The sequence below is a fragment of the Rathayibacter sp. AY1D1 genome (assembly GCF_002932635.1).
GTDB lineage: Bacteria > Actinomycetota > Actinomycetes > Actinomycetales > Microbacteriaceae > Rathayibacter.
Genome location: NZ_PSVY01000017.1, coordinates 30,106 through 46,378 on the forward strand (window position 1 = coordinate 30,106; position 16,273 = coordinate 46,378).

Genomic DNA, 16,273 nt, shown 5'->3' on the forward strand with positions numbered 1-16,273 from the left:
AGGACGGGTTCGGGGGACAGCACACCTGAGGAAACCAGTCGACGCTCGGTCGCGCAATCTCGGCGGGCCCTGCGTGCGGGTCCTGCGCAACACGGCCGGCCGGAGGCGCGACGCGCGCCCGGCCGCGGCCCCTCCCCACTCCGATCGCCCGGGTGCGCCCCGACGATCGCCGCTCAGCCAGCCCTTCCAGACAGGAGAGAACGATGACCTCGTCCGACACCACCACCATAGGCGCCCCCCGATCGAGCGGGCGCATCGGCCTCTGGCTGATCGGGGCCCGGGGCAGCGTCGCCACCACGGCCGCCGTGGGCCTGCACGCCATCGCCGCCGGAGCCGCGCCCAGCTCGGGCTGCGCCACCGCGACCCCCGCCTTCGAGGACGTCCCGCTCGCCGGGTTCGCCGACATCGTCATCGGCGGCCACGACGTCTCGCCGACCCCGCTGCTCGAGAAGGCCACGGGCCTCGCGGCCGGCGGCATGTTCCCGACCTCGGTCGTCGCCGAGGTGGCCGACCGGATCGACGCGACCGACGCCGAGATCCGCCTCGCCCCCTCCGACGCCGCGTCGCAGCAGGAGGAGATCGACCGCCGGGCCGCCGACATCGTCGCCTTCCGCGAGCGCCACGGCCTCGCCCGGGTCGTCGTGATCGACGTCGCCTCGACCGAGGTGCTGCCGGCCGACCGTCCCGAGTTCCACGACCTCGCCGCTCTGCGCGCCGCCCTGGCGCGTCCGGGCGAGCGCCTCCTGCCGCCGAGCTCGATCGCCGCCCTCTCGGCCGTCGTCGCGGGCGCGGCCTACGCCTGCTTCACTCCCTCGACCGCGCTGGCTCTGCCGGCCCTGGAGGAGTGGGCCGCCGAGGCCGGGATCCCGATCGCCGGCCAGGACGGCAAGACGGGGGAGACCCTGCTCCGCAGCGTGCTCGCGCCGATGTTCACGGCGCGCGGGATGCGCGTGCTCTCGTGGGCGGGCGCGAACCTCCTCGGCGGCGGCGACGGGCAGACCCTCGCCGACCCGGAGGCGGTGCGCTCGAAGCTCGTCTCGAAGAACCGCGGACTCCGCAGCCTCCTCGGCGACGACGTCGTCACTCCGCTCCACATCGACAACGTCCCGGACCTCGGCGACGTCAAGACCGCCTGGGACCACGTGCACGCGGAGGGCTTCCTCGGCTCGCGGATCACGGTGCAGACGATCTGGTCGGCGTACGACTCGGCCCTCGCGGCGCCGCTGATCCTCGACCTCGCCCGCCTGCTGGCGCTCGCGGACGAGGCCGGCGTCTCGGGCCCGGTCGGCGAGCTCGGCTTCTTCTTCAAGGACCCGTGGGGCAGCGACGTGCACGGGTTCGCCGAGCAGACCGCGGAGCTGGTGGCCTGGTCCGCCCGCACCGGCGCGCTCGTCGCCGAGCGCCGCACCCCGGTGACGAGCGGGACGCGGAGCGATGGCTGAGCTGCGCGACTACCTCGAGCTCGTCCGCGCGAAGGCCGCGCTGACCGTGATCGGCGACACCGTCGCGGGCGGAGCGTGGGCGGGCCGCGGAGTGGGAGCGCGCACGGTCGCGCTCCCGCTGTCCTCGGCGCTGCTCTACTCGGCGGGCATGGCGCTCAACGACTACGCGGACGCCGAGCTCGACGCCCGGGAGCGGCCCGAGCGGCCGATCCCCTCGGGGCGCATCCGGCGCTCGGCGGCGCTGGGCGCGGCGGCCGCGCTGACCGCGGCGGGGATCGCCGTGGCGGCCGTCGTGGACGGGCGGCGCTCGCTCGCACTCTCGCTGCCGCTCGCGGCCGGGATCTGGTCGTACGACCTGCTCGCGAAGCCGACTCCGCTGGGCCCGGTCGTGATGGCGGCCTGCCGCGGTCTCGACGTGCTGCTCGGCGCGGGCGTCGACGGCGTGCGCGCGGCGGCCCCCGCCTCCGCCGCCGTGGCCGCGCACACGCTCGGCGTCACCGTGCTTTCGCGCGGCGAGGTGCACGGCACCACCCCGGTCGCGGCGGGAGCGGTCTCGGCCGGGACCGTGGCCATCGCGCTGTCCACCGCGGCCGGCGCTCTGGCCGAGCGCCGGGCCGCCCCCGCCGCGGTCGTCGCCGCGGGCCTCGGGCGCTGGCTCCTGCTCGTGCTCACCGCGCAGCTGCAGGCCGTGCGGACGCCGACGGCCGCGGCCGCGCGGACGGCGACCCGCGCAGGCATCACCGGGATGATCCCGCTGCAGGCCGCGCTCGCCGGTCTGAAGCGTCCCGAGCTGGGGGCGGCGCTGCTCGCGCTCGACGCGCTCGGCTCCCTCCTGCTCCGCCGCCCGCGGACGGCGGACATCACATGAGCGCCACCGGACCCGTCCTCGGCTACGGCACCAACGGCTTCGCCGACCACACCCTCGACGACGCGCTCACGGTGATCCACGCCGCGGGGTACCGCGCCGTCGCGCTCACCCTCGGGCACCCGCACCTCGATCCCTTCGCGGCCGACTGGCGCGAGCGGACGCTGGCGCTCCGGTCGCGGCTCGACGAGCTGGGCCTGCGCGTGGTCGTCGAGACGGGCGCGCGGTACCTGCTCGACCCGTTCGCGAAGCACCGCCCCACGCTGGTCGACGAGGAGGCCGGCCTCCGGGTCCGCTTCCTCGAGCGCGCGATCGAGATCGCCGCGCTGCTGGGCGCCGACGCCGTCTCCCTCTGGTCGGGGGTCGTGCCGGAGGGCGCCGATGCGGCCGCGGCCTGGCGGCTGCTCGTCGAGCGGATGCGCGGCGTCGTCGCGACGGCCGAGCGCCACGGCGTGCGGCTGGCCGTCGAGCCCGAGCCGGGGATGCTGGTGGAGACGGTCGCCGACGCGCTGCTGCTGCGCCGCGAGCTCGGCGACCCGGAGTCGGTCGGTCTGACGGTCGACCTCGGCCACTGCGTCGTGGTGGAGCCGGACGGCGTGGTCGGAGCCCTCCGCAGCGCCGGGGACCTGCTCCTGAACGTGCAGGTCGACGACATGCTCCCGGAGCGGCACGAGCACCTCGAGCTCGGCACCGGATCGCTCGACCTCGCGGACGCCTTCGCGACCCTCGCCGAGATCGGCTACCGCGGGATCGCCGCCGTCGAGCTGCCCCGGCACTCGCACGACGCGCCCCGCCTGGCCGTGGCGAGCCTCGCGGCGATGGAGGAGGCGCTCGGCGGCGCCTCGTCGCACGCCGAGCACCCGTGGACCGCGGCCGCCCGTTCCGCCGTCCTCGAGCGCCCGTCGCGGATCGAGCGCTTCTTCCCCGCCGCGGGCCGCGAGGCCGGACGCGAGCCGCTCCGGCCCGCCGAGGACCCGCACGGCCTCGTCCACGGCACGCACGACGACGCGGCCCGCGCCGCCCTGGTGCAGGCCGCGGCGCAGGCGCTCGGCGACGACGACCTGGCCGCTCTCCTCCTCCGCCTCTACCGCGGCGGGGACGGCGCCGAGCGCCGCGGAGTGCTGGCCGGGCTGAACGCCCTCGGCGACCCGGGACCGGCGACGACCCTCGCCGGCCTCGAGCTGACCGCCGACGCCCTGCGCGCCAACGACACCCGGCTCGTCGCCGCGGCGATGGGCTCCTTCGCCCGCCGCCACCTCGACCCGCACGCCTGGCGGCACGGGGTGCTCAAGCTCGTCTTCCTCGGCGTCCCGCTCGCGGCGGTCGCCGGGCTGGAGGAGCGCAGCGACGCCGAGCTGCGCGCGATGGCCGGCCGCTTCGCCGACGAGCGCCGCGCGGCCGGGCGCCCGCTCCCGGACGATCTGGCGGTGCTCCTGCCGAGCTGACCGCCCCCGAACGCCGCCCCGACCGCGGGGCACCACCACCGATGAGAAAGGCGCGACGATGCGCATCTTCGACCCGCACATCCACATGACCTCCCGCACCACCGACGACTACCAGGCGATGTTCGACGCCGGCGTCCGCGCGGTCGTCGAACCCTCCTTCTGGCTCGGCCAGCCGCGCACGAACGTCGGCTCGTTCACGGACTACTTCGACGCCCTGATCGGCTGGGAGCGCTTCCGCGCCGCGCAGTTCGGCATCCGCCACCACTGCACCATCGGGCTCAACCCGAAGGAGGCGAACGACCCGCGCTGCCGGGCCGTCCTGCCCGAGCTCGACCGCTACCTCGCCAAGGACGGCGTCGTCGCGGTCGGCGAGACCGGCTACGACTCGCTCACCCCCGAGGAGGACCAGGTCTTCCGCCAGCAGCTCGAGCTCGCCGGCGAGCACGGCCTCCCCGCGATGGTGCACACCCCGCACCGCGACAAGGAGTCGGGCACCCGCCGCACCCTCGAGGTCGTCGCCGACTCGGGGCTCGAGCCCGGGCGGGTCCTCGTCGACCACCTCAACGAGGTCACCGTCGACGCGGTCCGCGACTCCGGCTGCTGGATGGGATTCTCCATCTACCCCGACACGAAGATGGACGAGACGCGCCTGGTGACGCTGGTCGAGCGGATCGGGCTGGACCGCGTGCTGGTCAACTCCGCCGCCGACTGGGGCCGCTCCGACCCGCTCACAACCGCGAAGACCGGCCGCCTCCTCCTCGTCGCCGGTTTCAGCGCGGGAGACGTGGACCGGCTGCTCTGGCAGAACCCGGTCGAGTTCTACGGGCAGAGCGGACGCCTGGACCTCTCGCCCGTCGCGGGCTTCGACGTGCAGGAGTCGGCCGGCCGCACCTTCGAGGGCAACTCCGTGCTCCGGGGCGCGCCGCGCGTGGCGGAGGTCGTGTGATGCACCTCTCCTACTGCACCAACGTCCATCCCGCCGAGGACCTGGCCGGAGTCGTCCGCCAGCTCGACGTCTACGCCGGACCCGCGCGCGTGGCCGCCGGGCTCGCCCTGGTCGGAGTCGGCCTGTGGATCCCGCGTGACCTCGCGGCCCGCCTGGTCGCCAGCGCCGAGGACCGCGCCGTCCTCCGCGCGGCCCTGCAGCGCAACGGCCTGGAGGTGCGCACGCTCAACGCGTTCCCGTACGCCGCGTTCCACGCCGAGGTCGTGAAGCTCGACGTCTACCGCCCCGACTGGACCACGCCGGAGCGCCTGCAGTACACGATCGACTGCGCGCGGATCCTGGCCGACCTGCTGCCCGCCGGCGCCGACGGCAGCATCTCGACGCTGCCGCTGGGCTGGCGCGAGGGCTGGGGGCGGGAGCAGGACGAGGCCGCCTGCCGGAACCTCGCCCGGCTCGTCGAGGAGCTGCGCGACCTGCGCCGCTCCACGGGCCACGCGATCCGCCTGGCGATCGAGCCCGAGCCCGGCTGCATCCTCGACACCGTGGACGACGTCGTCGACTGGCTGCACCCGCGCATCGGAGTGGTCGACCCGGCGTACGTGGGCGTGTGCCTCGACACCTGCCACCTCGCCGTCTCCTTCGCCGACCCGGCCTCGGCCGTCCGCCGCATCCGCGACGCGGGCCTGCGCGTGGTCAAGGTGCAGGCCTCGGCCGCGCTCCACCTGGAGGACCCCTCGGGCCGCGCCGCGCTCACCCCGTTCGTCGAGAAGCGCTACCTGCACCAGACCCGCGAGAACGGGATCGACGGAGTGCTCCGCGTCGACGACCTGCCCGAGGCGCTGGACACGCTCCCCGGCACCGGCCCGTGGCGCGTGCACTTCCACGTGCCGCTGCACCACCGGCCGGAGGCGCCGCTCTCGGCGACCACTGCCGTTCTGGCGGAGGCGGTCTCGGCGGTGGACGCCGCCTGGCCGTACGACGAGATCCACCTCGACGTCGAGACCTACACCTGGTCGGTGCTCGCCGACGCCCCGAGCGACCTCTCGACGGGCATCGGCGCCGAGCTCGCCTGGGCGGCCGCGCACCTGCTCACGCCCGCCTCCCGAGAGGCGCTGCTGGCGCCCCTCCTCCCGCAGGCGGCGGCGCTGTGAGGCCCGTGCTGCTGCTCGACGTGGTCGGGCTGACCTCGACGGCGCTCGCCGACATGCCCCGCCTCTCGCGGCTGGCCCGCGGGGGCGGGCGCCTGCCGCTGGACACGGTCCTGCCCGCGGTCACCTGCAGCGTGCAGTCGACCATGCTCACCGGCACGATGCCCGCGCAGCACGGGATCGTCGGCAACGGCTGGTACTTCCGCGACCTCGGCGAGGTGCACCTGTGGCGCCAGCACAACCGCCTGGTCACGGGGGAGAAGGTCTGGGAGACCGCACGCCGGCTGAGCGGGGAGCCGTACCGCGCGGCCAACATCGGCTGGTGGTACGCGATGGGGGCGTCGACCGACGTCACCGTCACTCCGCGCCCGATCTACCACGCCGACGGCCGCAAGTCGCCGGACGCGTACGTGCGCCCGCCGGCGCTGCACGACGAGCTGGTCTCGCGCTTCGGCGCCTTCCCGCTGTTCCAGTACTGGGGGCCGACCGCGTCGCTCCGCTCGACCCAGTGGATGGTCGACGCGACCCGGCACGTGCTGGCGGGCGACGGCTCCGGCCCGCCCGAGCTGACCACGGCGTACCTGCCGCACCTCGACTACGACCTCCAGCGCTTCGGACCGGACTCGCCCGAGGCGCGCCGGGCCGCGTCGGAGCTCGACGTGGTGCTCGCTCCGCTGCTCGACGACGCGGAGGCGCTGGGCGCGTCGGTGATCGTGGTCGCCGAGTACGGGATCGCCGACGCCGACACCCCGGTCGACGTGAACCGGGCGCTCCGCCGCGAGGGCCTGCTCGAGGTCTACGTGCAGGACGGCCGGGAGCAGCTGGACCCGTGGACGTCGCGCGCGTTCGCCGTCGCCGACCACCAGGTCGCGCACGTCTACGTGCAGGACGCGGCGGACCTGCCGCGGGTGCGCTCGATCCTCGAGGGGCTCGACGGCGTCGACGAGGTGCTCGACCGGGAGGCGCAGGCCCGCTACGGCCTCGACCACGAGCGCTCGGGCGAGTTCGTCGTGGTCGCCCGGCCGGGGGCGTGGTTCACCTACTACTACTGGCTCGACGACGACCGCGCGCCCGACTTCGCCCGCGGCGTCGACATCCACCGCAAGCCCGGCTACGACCCGGCCGAGCTCTTCTTCGATCCGGCCGACCCGCTGGTGAAGGCGAAGGCGGCGGGCAACCTGGCCAAGAAGGCACTGGGGCTGCGCTACGCGATGAACCTGGTGCCCCTGGACGCGTCGCTCGTGCGCGGCACGCACGGGAGGCTGCCGTCCTCGTCGTCGGACACTCCGCTCGTGCTGGCCTCGGACGCGGACCTGCTGCCGGCCGGAGCCGCGTCGCTCCCGGCCACCGCGGTGCGCGACCTGGTGCTCGCGGCGCACGGCCCGGCCCTCGCGAAGGAGGCGTCGGCGCTCGCGCGCTGAGGGAGGGGACGCCCGGCGGCCCGTGCGCGGGCCGTCGGGTGCCGGGGGCTCAGCCGGGGTCGCCGCGGCCCGACGCGGGCTCAGGCGAGCTCGCCGCGGGCCGCAGCGGGCTTCGTCCGGGCCGCCGGGGGCTCAGCGCGGCACGAGCCCGGTGAGCCGCGCCGTCAGCCGCTCGACGGGGCCGGCACCGAGGAACCGCCACCACAGCACGGCGGCCGTGCACAAACCGAGCACGAGGGCGAGAGCGGCGAGCGGAGTGTCGGCGGAGTAGCCGAGGCCCGCCCGCGCGAGCGCTGCGACGAGAGCCACCTGCAGCACGTAGATCGAGAGCGCGAGCGTGCCGATCGCCCGGAGCGGCACCAGCAGCCGCTGGACAGCGGGGGAGCGCGACGTGGTCGACAGCACCACCGCGACGTAGGCCAGGAGCACGAGCCCGAGGTCGTGCAGGGTGTCCGGGAGGCTGCCGGAGGGCGACTCCACGCCGAGCAGGAGCGCGACCAGCGGCCGCACCGGGTACGCGACGACCGCGACCGCCGCGAGCACCGGCAGCAGCCGGTCGCGCTGCGCGCCGTGCCGCAGCAGCAGGGCTCCGAGGAGGAAGAAGGGGAGCAGGTTGGTCGCGCGGTAGCTCGGCCCGGTGAAGAGCCAGACGGCGAGCGGAGAGCCGGGTGCGGCGGCGGCGACCGCGGCGTTCACGGGCCCGGCGGCGAGCGCGAGCACGGCGGCCAGCGCGGCGATGATCCGGGAGCGGAGGAGCAGCAGCGGCGTGCCGAGCACGAGCACGACGCCGAGGTACTGCAGCACGATCGCGATCCAGCTGCCCCAGGTCTCGAGCCAGACGCCGAGCGCCACGAGCACCGCGCCGCGGATCGCGTTCCGCAGCAGCACCCGCCCGGGGGAGGCACCGGGCCGCGCGAGCACCAGGGCCGCCGACATCCCCATCACCAGCGCGAACAGCGGTGACGCGAGATCGTTGACGTTCCACGCCAGGAACCCGACGACCCCCGTGCGGGCGCTCGGCACGAGCGGCATCGCGTGCGCGACGAGCATGGCCGCCACCGCCACTCCGCGCAGCACGTCGGGGGCGACCAGTCGGTCGTGCCGGAGTCGCGGAGCCGTCGCAGTCATCCCGCGAGAGTAGGCGCGCCCCCGCCGCCGCGCCCCGCGCGAGCGCACCTCGCGCCACCGGCCGCCCGCCGGGCCGTCGGCCGGGCCGTCCGCCGGGGCGCCACCCGCTCCGCCGACGTGCGCTGCTGTCCGCTCCCCTCCGTCGGCCGCGGCGCCGCCCGCCCCGCCCGCGGGCGCCGGGCTGACCGGCCGCGGCGTCGCCCGCTCCGCCGACGTGCGCTGCTGTCCGCTCCGCTCCGTCGGTCCGGGCCTCCGGCGGCCCGCTCCCACCCGTCGCTGACCGGCCGCGGCGCCGCCCGCTCCGCCGACGGGCGCTGCTGTCCGCTCCGCTCCGTCGGCCCGGCCTCCGGCCGCCCGCTCCGATCCGTCGCTGACGGCCCGTCCTGCGCTCCTCCGCGGGCCGTGAGCGACGGATCAGCGCCCGCCCGCGCCGCCGCCTCGCGCGGATCCCCGCCGCGATGCCCCGGCCTCGCCCCGGCCTGCTCCGATGCGTCACGAACGGCTCCTTCCGTCCTCCCGAAGCGACCGTTCGTGACCCCTCGGTGCCCGCTCGTCCGTACGCCCGCCCGCGCCGCCGCCTCGCGCGGATCCCCGCCGCGATGCCCCGGCCTCGCCTCGGCCTGCTCAGATGCGTCACGAACGGCTCCTTCCTCCCTCCCGAAGCGACCGTTCGTGACCCTTCGACGCCCGCTCGTCCGCACGCGCGCCCGCGCCGCCGCCTCGCGCTCGGCGCCGGGATGTCCCGGCCGTGCCCCCGGCCCGCTCCGATGCGTCGATAACGGTCCCCTCCGCCCGTCGGAAGCAACCGTTCGTGACCCCTCGGCGCCCACTCGTCCGTACGCGCGCCCGCGCCGCCGCCTCGCGCTCGGCACCGCCGCGACGTCCCGGCCTCGCATCGGCCTGCTCCGATGCGTCACGAACGGCTCCTTCCTCCCTCCCGAAGCGACCGATCGTGACCCCTCGGCGCCCGCCCGCGAGCGGCCTGCACTCGGCCCGCACCGAGCACGACCGGGCATGCTGGACGGATGACCGACGCCGCCCCGTCCCCCGACCGCCCGCGCCGTGCCCGCAGCCAGCACGTGCTCACCGTGCTGCGGACCGAGCGCCTCACCGGCCACCTGATCCGCGTGCACCTCGGCGGCGACGGGCTCGACGCGTTCCTCGCCGAGTCCGACCCCGAGCGCCTCGCCGCGACCGACCGCTACGCGAAGCTCCTGCTCCCGCCGCGCGGCTCCGACCTCCAGCCGCCCTTCGACCTCGACGCGCTCCGGGCCAGCGTCGCCCCCGAGCAGCTGCCCGTGCGCCGCACCTACACCGTCCGCTCGGTCGACCTCGAGCGGCGCTCGATCGCCGTCGACTTCGTCGTGCACGGCGACGAAGGGGTGGCGGGGCCGTGGGCGCTCGCCGCGGCACCCGGCGACCGTATCGCCCTCTCCGCGCCCGGTGGCGCCTGGTCGCCGAGCGCCGACCCCGAGGCCGTGCACCTGCTGCTCGGCGACGACTCCGCTCTGCCGGCGATCGCCTCCGCCCTCGAGGGGATGCCCGCGCACGCCCGCGGCCTGGTCCTGATCGAGGTCGACTCGGCCGCCGACGAGCTCGATCTTCCCGCCCCGGCCGGAGTGGAGGTGCGCTGGCTGCACCGCGGCGGTCTCGAGGCCGGCCGGGCGCTGGTCGCGGCCGTCCGGGCCGAGCCGAGGCCCGAGTGCGTGCTCGAGGTCTTCGCGCACGGCGAGCGCACCGCGATGAAGCAGCTGCGCGCCCTCCTGCAGGACGAGTGGGGCGTGGAGCGCCGGGCGCTCTCGCTCTCGGCCTATTGGGCTCTCGGCCGCGCCGAGGACCGCTTCCAGGCCGAGAAGCGCGAGCCGGTCGGCGCCATCTTCGCCGACTGACGCGGGAGCGCACTCCGTCCGCGCACCTCCGGGAAGGGACCAGCCTCGGACCCACCTCTACTCCGGTCCCCACGACCGGACCGTCCGATGGCGGTCCGGCCCTGCGAGCCTCGCGCCCGCCGCCCCCGCCGTTCTGCGGGCTGCTCGACCGACACGATGAGGAGAGCCCCCGTGGGAGTGCTGATCTTCGGCGCCTGGCGGCGCCGGATCGAGTTCGAGGGCCGGACGCTCGCGAACGTGCGGATCGCCGTGCGCGCGCGGATGGAGCAGGGGCAGCCGTTCCGCTTGACCTGGAGGACGCTGCAGGAGTCGGAGCCGCGCTCGCACGCGATCCTCGTGCAGCCGAACGCGGTGCTGGAATACCGCTTCGATCATCCCCGTCTGCACGCCGTGAACCGCCTCTGGCTGCGCGAGCTCCTCACCCCCGCGTCCGGGCGCGACATGGTCGTCGCCGCTGAGCCCGAGCAGGCGCCGCTCCTCGGTGACGACCGTCCGTCCCCGGTTCCCGAGGGAGGGCTCGCGGCCCAGTCGGAGCGGAGCCCCTCACTGCCGAGCGAGGCCGACCGGGAGCCCGCCCGCGAGGGCGGCGGCGGATCCGAAGAGCAGCGCCCCCACCCCGCCCAGGGCGGTGGCGACGACGGTGTTCAGCACGGCTCCGACGAGCGCGAAGCCCAGCACGTTCGGCAGCGAGAGGATCGCGTCGAGGTCGATCTGATCGCCGACGACCTGCCCGAGGAGCGTGTCGGCCTGGGTGAAGAGGTCCGAGTGCACGAGCAGCGGATGGGCGACCAGGACGGCGACGAGGCCGAGTACCGCGAGCGCGAGGCCGAGCAGGAACGAGAGCTTCACGGCCGACCAGAAGTCGACGTGCACGAGCGTGAGGCGGAGCGGAGCCTGATCGCCGGCCGGCTTCCCGGAGCCGGTCATCGGGCGTCAGCGGCGTGCTGGACGACATCGACGACCACGAGGGCTGAGGCGGCGGCGAGGGCGAGGGCGCGGTTCACGAGGGTCTCCTGGGGCGGGACGGGCGCCGGGAGCAGAGGCTCGGCGGCGTTCTGCAGAGTCCCGGGCCGGAGGAGTCCGGTGCGTCGTCCGGGAGTCGCGTCCGGTGCGCCTCGGGGATGACCGCGCGTCCGCTGCTCCCTCCGACAGCCCGCCACCCGCCGAGGGCCCCTCCTCTCCGGCGTGCGGTCGACACGGATCGCCGCCTGCCGCTCGCAGGACCTCCCCCGCGCGGTGGATCCTGCCCGGACACGGAGCGCCGCGCAGGACGCCGCGGCCACCGCCCCAGCGGGACTCCCGCCGACACGGATGTTGCACCGCCGCCGCAGCCGGACATGTACCTGTGACTCCGCGAAAGGGGAACCATGAGCATCCGCTCCCGAGACGACTTCTCCGAGCTGTACCGCGCCCACTACGACGACCTGCCCCGCTTCGTCCGCCGCCGCGCTCCCGCCGCGACGGTCGACGACATCGTCGGCGAGACCTTCCTCGCCGCCTGGCGTCGCCGGCAGGACCTGCCGGAGAACGTGCGGCCCTGGCTGTTCGGCACGGCCCGGCACGCGATCCTCAACGCCGCCCGCGGCGAGAACCGCCGGCAGGCGCTGGCCGTGCGGATCGGGACCCTCGCCGCGGAGGAGCAGGCCGACCCGTCGGTCGGCGACCGCCTCGACCTGGAGAGCGCGTGGAAGCGGCTGCCCCTCGTCGAGCAGGAGGCTCTGGCCCTCCACGTGTGGGAGGACCTCCCGCAGGCCGAGGCGGCGCAGGTGCTCGGCTGCTCCCGGACCGCCTACGCGATGCGGCTCACCCGCGCGAAGCGGCGGCTGGCGGCGCTGCTCGCCCCCCTCGACTCCACCATCCTCTCCGGCACGGCAGAACGGACCCTCTCATGACCGACCAGCTCCTCGACCTGCTCCGCGCCCACGACGCCGAGCCCCGCACCTCCCTCACCGCTGCCGAGGCCGCACGTCGGGACGCGCTCCTCGGCGAGATCCTGGTCAGCGAGGACGCGGCCGCTCCCCGTTTCTTCCGCCCCCGCGACTGGGCCGTCGCCGGCGCGGCGACCGTGCTCCTGGCCGCCGCAGCCGCAGCCGCGGTGGTCGTCGTGGTCCCGGGTCTCATCCCCGGCACCGGCTCCGTCGGGCTGAACCGCGCGGTGCTCGCCTCCTGGACCGCGATCCCCGAGCGCATCCTGCCGAGCTCCGAGCTCGGGCAGTCGGCGACGCAGTGGTGCGCGACGAACCTGCAGAGCCCCAACGGCGAGGCCGGGCCGGCGGAGGTCTCGCACCTCGACGCGCGCGGCGACGCCGCCTCGATGATCTACCGCTTCGACGACTCCCTCTACTACTGCCTCAGCGCCGGGAACGGCGCGGGGATGTGGGAGGTGGCGGACGCCGCACCGGTCGGCCCCCTCGCCGCGGACGCCGTCCAGCTCAGCTCGGCCGGAACCGTCGGAGAGGGGGACGCCGCTCTGATCTACGCGGTCGGCTTCGCGGGCGCGGACGTGGAATCGGTGGTGCTGAACGAGGCCGGCGTCGAGCCGGTCGTCGCGACCCTCGAGGGCGGCTCCTGGACCGCCTGGTGGCCCTCGTCCGACGGTCTCGCCGCCGGGCCCGCCGGCACGGTCACGATCACCACCCGGGACGGCTCGAGCCGCGAGGTCCCCGTCGACTCCCTCTACCGCCCGTGAGCGGGCCGCGGCACTCCCGTTCGGACGGGCCGGAGCAGGAGGGGACAGGTGCGCGCGTCCTGTCCACGCGCTTCACCGACATCCACTACCTCGACGAGGGACCGGTGGACGGCACTCCGCTCGTGCTCGTGCACGGCTTCCCCGACGTCCCCGCCACCTGGGACGACGTCCTGGAGCTGCTTCCCCCCGGGCTCCGGGTGGTGCGCCCCTTCCTGCGCGGGGTCGGGCGGACTCGCGTCGTCGACCCCGGGGCGCGGTCCGGGCAGGTGGCCGCGCTGGCCACCGACCTGCTCGATCTCCTCGAGGCGCTCGACCTCGGGCCTGTCGTGCTCGTCGGCCACGACTGGGGAGCACGGAGCGCTCACGCCGTCGCGGCGCTCGCGCCCGAGCGGGTCGGCGCACTGGTCACCCTCGCCACCGCGTACGGACCGTCGAGCGAGCTGAGCGGCGGCGAGGTCCTCGACGACGCCGCCGCGGCCTGGTACCGCTACTGGCTCTGCACGGCCGCGGGAGCGGAGGCGTTCCGGGGCGACCCGGCGCAGCTCGTCCGCTGGGCCTGGCGGGAGTGGTCGCCTCCGGGCTCCCTCCCGTCGGAGGCCCTGGAGGAGGTCCTCGCGGCGACGGCGACCAGCGGCTTCGCCGACACCGTCGTCGACTACTACCGGCACGGCGCCGGGGAGGCGCCCGGCCGGGCCGTGTACCGCGCCGCGCAGGAGGCCCTCGACGCCTGGCCGCGCCTCGACGCGCCGACGACCTTCCTCCTCGGGACGGCCGACGGCTGCGAGACGCCCGCCCTCGCACGGGCGAACGGCCGGTACTTCTCCGCAGGCCGGGAGCTGATCGAGCTCGACGGCGTCGGCCACTTCGTGCAGCGCGAGGCCCCCGGGGCGGTCGCGGCCGCGATTCTCCGACACCTCCGACCGGTCGTCCCCTCACCCGCGCCTCCCGGGACGCGCTAGAGCGTCTGCGGCCGCGGACGGTCCGTGCCCACCCCGCGGACGCTCCTGCTGGAGGCCGCGAGGAGCGAGGCGACGAGGACGACCGCGGCGCAGCCGAGCAGGGTGCGGTCGAGCCCGACGAGGTCGGCGAGCGGGCCCACGAGCGCCTCCCCGAGCGGCACGGCGAGGAAGGAGCCGACCATGTCGTAGGAGTAAACCCGGGCGAGCGCCTCGCGCGGGACGTGGGTCTGCAGCGACTGGTCCCAGGCGATGGCGAAGATCTCGAGCGCGACTCCGCCGAGGGCGAAGGCGAGGAGGAGGGCGGGGAGCGCCGGGAGGATCCCGAGGGCGGCGACCGGGACGGCCGTCACCGCCATGAGGGCGACGCCCGCCCCGAGCGCCCGGCGGGGCCGCCAGCGCAGCGCGATCACGGCCCCGATCACCAGGCCGACGGTCTGCGCGGCGATCACGAGTCCCCATGCCGCTCGGCCGAAGGACCGGTCGGCGACGACCGGGCCGAGGACCGTGGTCGCGCCGACGAACGCGGCGTTGACGGCGGTGAACTGCGCCACGACGATCCACACCCAGCGCCGGCTCGTGAACTCCCGCCACCCCTCGCGGAGGTCGGCGAGGACGGAGGCGCCCGGGCCCGAGCGGACCGTCCGCGGCAGCCGCACACGGGAGTAGAGGACCGCGGCCAGGGCGAAGCCAGCGGCGTCGACCGCCAGCCCCCACCCGGGACCCACCAGTGCGACGAGCGCGGCTCCGCCCGAGGCGCCGACGATGCTCCCGGCGTTCAGGCCCAGGCGGAGCAGGGCGTTGGCCGGGCGGAGCTCGCCGACCGGCACCGTCTCGGGGACGAGGGCGGCCGCGGCGGGCAGGCTCATCGCCGCGACGGCGCCGTTGAGCACGCTGAGCACGACCAGGGCCGCGACGGTCGCCGTCCCCGTGATCACCGTCACGGCGACCGCGGCCTGAGTGGCTGCTGCCGCGAGCGAGGTGCCGACGAGGATCACGGAGCGGGGGAGCCGGTCGGCGAGGACGCCGCCGAGCAGCAGGACGGCGACGTTGGCGAGGGAGCGCGCGGCGACGACGAGTCCGAGGTCCGTCGGCGAGCCCGTCAGGTCCAGCACGGCGAAGGCCAGGGCGATCGGAGCGACGGCGTTGCCGAGGACGCCGGTCGTGCGGGCGGCGAGGAGCCAGCGGAAGGGGCCGTGCGCAAGAGGACCGTGCGCCAGCGGCCCCCGCCCGTCGCGGGTCACGGCCGGCGGAGCGGGAACATCGCGGTCGTCATCGACACCGGCGCGGTACCGGGCGTCCTCGGCGGCCGGGCCGCCGCGTGCAGCAGCGCGGACGCCTCCCCGACGTGCCGCACGACCCGCCGCCAGACCTCGGGGTCGACCCAGAGCTCCGCGTCCGTCGAGAGCTGAGGACCGTCCGCCCGGCTCGACGAGCGCCGCCGGAGCTCCTCGATCAGGGCCTCGAGGTGCAGGTCCCGCTCCTCCTCCGGCCCGGCGTCCACTGACGCGGTCACGTCGAAGGGCCTTCCGGAGGCCTCGTGCCGGTACCTCTTCGCCTCGCCGCCCCGCAGGCGCACGGTCTCGACGACGGCCACGAGCCCGGCGCGCTCCAGCACGCGGAAGTGGTAGCTCGCCGTCGCCTGCGACAGCTGCAGCTCGCGGGCGGCCTCCGCGGCGCTCATCGCCGCTCCCGTCACCAGGGACAGCAGGCGGAGGCGGATCGGATGCGCGGTGGCGCGCAGCTCGTCGAGAGAGGACATGCGGCCATGGTGACCGGCGGCTCCCGCACCGTCAAACAGGGCTTTGGGGGTGGGGCGGCGCTCACCGGGCCGCTCCGGTGCACATCGGGCGGCGCTCGCCGGGCCGCTCTGACGAGCGATCCGGAGGGCCCACCGCTCTCCCCAGCGATCAGGGAGCGGGGCCCGGAGTCGTCCTCCGGGCCCCGTCGCTCAGACCTGGGCGGTGCCGCTGTCCTCGACCGGGCCGGACGCGTCCGACTCCTCGGTGATCTCGGTGTCGGTCTCGTCGGCGCGGTCGCGGAGCGCGTCGGCCATCGCGCCGGCGCCCTCGGCTCCGTGGTCGTGCTCGACCTGGTCGATCAGGCCGCCGAGCTTCTCGTCGTTGCTGGCGTCCTCGGCTCCGTCCATCACGGGGCTGTTCTGCTCGTTGTCGCTCATGGCGCTCCTCCTGGGTCGACCGGCCTCTGCGCCGGTGGTCCGACGCTACGCGCGCGGCCCGTGCGGTGCAGGTGATCGACGGGAATCGGCCGGTCCGCTATCGGGGTGCCGAGCGACGTTCCCGGCCATCCCCGAATCGAGCGGATATCGCTTTCCACCCTACGG

At 75.8% G+C, this 16,273-nt stretch carries 15 protein-coding genes; 10 read left to right on the top strand and 5 right to left on the bottom strand.

Translation table 11 applies throughout. From position 1 onward, the window contains the following. Positions 1-203 precede the first annotated feature (203 nt). From C5C56_RS11505 to C5C56_RS11530, 6 genes are read left to right on the top strand one after another with little or no spacing between them, the layout of a single operon-like run. Entirely contained in the window at positions 204-1,442 is a 1,239-nt protein-coding gene (locus tag C5C56_RS11505) for an inositol-3-phosphate synthase (protein ID WP_104319628.1), read from the top strand. After that, positions 1,435-2,310 (top strand): SCO3242 family prenyltransferase, encoded by an 876-nt coding sequence (locus C5C56_RS11510; RefSeq protein ID WP_219813887.1) that lies wholly within the window; start codon positions 1,435-1,437, stop codon positions 2,308-2,310. Before C5C56_RS11505 ends, C5C56_RS11510 begins: the two co-directional genes overlap by 8 nt. Next, a complete protein-coding gene (locus C5C56_RS18320; protein WP_104247661.1) occupies positions 2,307-3,752 on the top strand; it encodes an EboA domain-containing protein in 1,446 nt (481 codons plus the stop codon). The genes C5C56_RS11510 and C5C56_RS18320 overlap by 4 nt, the downstream gene beginning before the upstream one ends. 58 nt (positions 3,753-3,810) lie before the next feature. Beyond that, positions 3,811-4,698, top strand: a complete 888-nt coding sequence (locus C5C56_RS11520; protein WP_104222466.1) for a TatD family hydrolase — start codon at positions 3,811-3,813, stop codon at positions 4,696-4,698. Further along, positions 4,698-5,849, top strand: a complete 1,152-nt coding sequence (eboE, locus tag C5C56_RS11525) for a metabolite traffic protein EboE (protein WP_104226604.1) — start codon at positions 4,698-4,700, stop codon at positions 5,847-5,849. Before C5C56_RS11520 ends, eboE begins: the two co-directional genes overlap by 1 nt. After that, positions 5,846-7,267, top strand: coding sequence for an alkaline phosphatase family protein (locus C5C56_RS11530; RefSeq protein ID WP_104319629.1), 1,422 nt, complete (start codon positions 5,846-5,848; stop codon positions 7,265-7,267). Before eboE ends, C5C56_RS11530 begins: the two co-directional genes overlap by 4 nt. A 132-nt stretch (positions 7,268-7,399) precedes the next feature. Here the strand turns inward: C5C56_RS11530 and C5C56_RS11535 are convergent, their stop codons facing one another. After that, positions 7,400-8,395, bottom strand: coding sequence for a DUF418 domain-containing protein (locus tag C5C56_RS11535; protein WP_104267454.1), 996 nt, complete (start codon positions 8,393-8,395; stop codon positions 7,400-7,402). A gap of 1,025 nt (positions 8,396-9,420) precedes the next feature. Between C5C56_RS11535 and C5C56_RS11540 the strand changes: the two genes are divergently transcribed. Next, positions 9,421-10,284, top strand: coding sequence for a siderophore-interacting protein (locus C5C56_RS11540; protein ID WP_104319631.1), 864 nt, complete (start codon positions 9,421-9,423; stop codon positions 10,282-10,284). A 543-nt stretch (positions 10,285-10,827) separates the two neighbouring features. Here the strand turns inward: C5C56_RS11540 and C5C56_RS11545 are convergent. Beyond that, positions 10,828-11,211, bottom strand: a complete 384-nt coding sequence (locus C5C56_RS11545) for a DUF3566 domain-containing protein (RefSeq protein WP_104319632.1) — start codon at positions 11,209-11,211, stop codon at positions 10,828-10,830. Between the two features lie 440 nt (positions 11,212-11,651). On the opposite strand from C5C56_RS11545, the gene C5C56_RS11550 reads away from it, so the two are divergent. The 3 genes from C5C56_RS11550 to C5C56_RS11555 are packed head-to-tail and all read left to right on the top strand — an operon-like array spanning position 11,652 to position 13,932. Then, positions 11,652-12,176, top strand: a complete 525-nt coding sequence (locus C5C56_RS11550; protein WP_104319633.1) for an RNA polymerase sigma factor — start codon at positions 11,652-11,654, stop codon at positions 12,174-12,176. Further along, on the top strand, positions 12,173-12,973 hold the full coding sequence (locus C5C56_RS17900) for a hypothetical protein (protein WP_181137589.1): 801 nt from the start codon (positions 12,173-12,175) through the stop codon (positions 12,971-12,973). The genes C5C56_RS11550 and C5C56_RS17900 overlap by 4 nt, the downstream gene beginning before the upstream one ends. Then, the gene (locus C5C56_RS11555) at positions 12,970-13,932 is read left to right on the top strand and encodes an alpha/beta fold hydrolase (protein WP_181137590.1); all 963 of its coding nucleotides are present in this window, start codon (positions 12,970-12,972) and stop codon (positions 13,930-13,932) included. Before C5C56_RS17900 ends, C5C56_RS11555 begins: the two co-directional genes overlap by 4 nt. Here C5C56_RS11555 and C5C56_RS11560 read toward each other — a convergent pair. The 3 genes from C5C56_RS11560 to C5C56_RS11570 all read right to left on the bottom strand — a co-directional run bounded on the left by C5C56_RS11560 (position 13,929) and on the right by C5C56_RS11570 (position 16,108). Next, entirely contained in the window at positions 13,929-15,173 is a 1,245-nt protein-coding gene (locus C5C56_RS11560) for an MFS transporter (protein ID WP_258065665.1), read from the bottom strand. The genes C5C56_RS11555 and C5C56_RS11560 overlap by 4 nt on opposite strands. Then, positions 15,170-15,691 (bottom strand): helix-turn-helix domain-containing protein, encoded by a 522-nt coding sequence (locus C5C56_RS11565; protein WP_104222473.1) that lies wholly within the window; start codon positions 15,689-15,691, stop codon positions 15,170-15,172. The genes C5C56_RS11560 and C5C56_RS11565 overlap by 4 nt, the downstream gene beginning before the upstream one ends. Positions 15,692-15,880: 189 nt before the next feature. Then, complete coding sequence (locus tag C5C56_RS11570) at positions 15,881-16,108, bottom strand: hypothetical protein (protein ID WP_104222474.1); 228 nt, start codon at positions 16,106-16,108, stop codon at positions 15,881-15,883. Between the last annotated feature and the right edge of the window lie 165 nt (positions 16,109-16,273).

What these genes read in the sequence shown, in the direction of transcription:
- eboE (WP_104226604.1), top strand. Translation starts at nt 4,698, where the DNA reads ATGCACCTCTCCTACTGCACCAACGTCCATCCCGCCGAGGACCTGGCC.
- C5C56_RS11570 (WP_104222474.1), bottom strand. Translation starts at nt 16,108, where the DNA reads ATGAGCGACAACGAGCAGAACAGCCCCGTGATGGACGGAGCCGAGGAC.
- C5C56_RS11545 (WP_104319632.1), bottom strand. Translation starts at nt 11,211, where the DNA reads ATGACCGGCTCCGGGAAGCCGGCCGGCGATCAGGCTCCGCTCCGCCTC.
- C5C56_RS17900 (WP_181137589.1), top strand. Translation starts at nt 12,173, where the DNA reads ATGACCGACCAGCTCCTCGACCTGCTCCGCGCCCACGACGCCGAGCCC.
- C5C56_RS11535 (WP_104267454.1), bottom strand. Translation starts at nt 8,395, where the DNA reads ATGACTGCGACGGCTCCGCGACTCCGGCACGACCGACTGGTCGCCCCC.
- C5C56_RS11565 (WP_104222473.1), bottom strand. Translation starts at nt 15,691, where the DNA reads ATGTCCTCTCTCGACGAGCTGCGCGCCACCGCGCATCCGATCCGCCTC.
- C5C56_RS11550 (WP_104319633.1), top strand. Translation starts at nt 11,652, where the DNA reads ATGAGCATCCGCTCCCGAGACGACTTCTCCGAGCTGTACCGCGCCCAC.
- C5C56_RS11520 (WP_104222466.1), top strand. Translation starts at nt 3,811, where the DNA reads ATGCGCATCTTCGACCCGCACATCCACATGACCTCCCGCACCACCGAC.
- C5C56_RS11510 (WP_219813887.1), top strand. Translation starts at nt 1,435, where the DNA reads ATGGCTGAGCTGCGCGACTACCTCGAGCTCGTCCGCGCGAAGGCCGCG.
- C5C56_RS18320 (WP_104247661.1), top strand. Translation starts at nt 2,307, where the DNA reads ATGAGCGCCACCGGACCCGTCCTCGGCTACGGCACCAACGGCTTCGCC.
- C5C56_RS11540 (WP_104319631.1), top strand. Translation starts at nt 9,421, where the DNA reads ATGACCGACGCCGCCCCGTCCCCCGACCGCCCGCGCCGTGCCCGCAGC.
- C5C56_RS11505 (WP_104319628.1), top strand. Translation starts at nt 204, where the DNA reads ATGACCTCGTCCGACACCACCACCATAGGCGCCCCCCGATCGAGCGGG.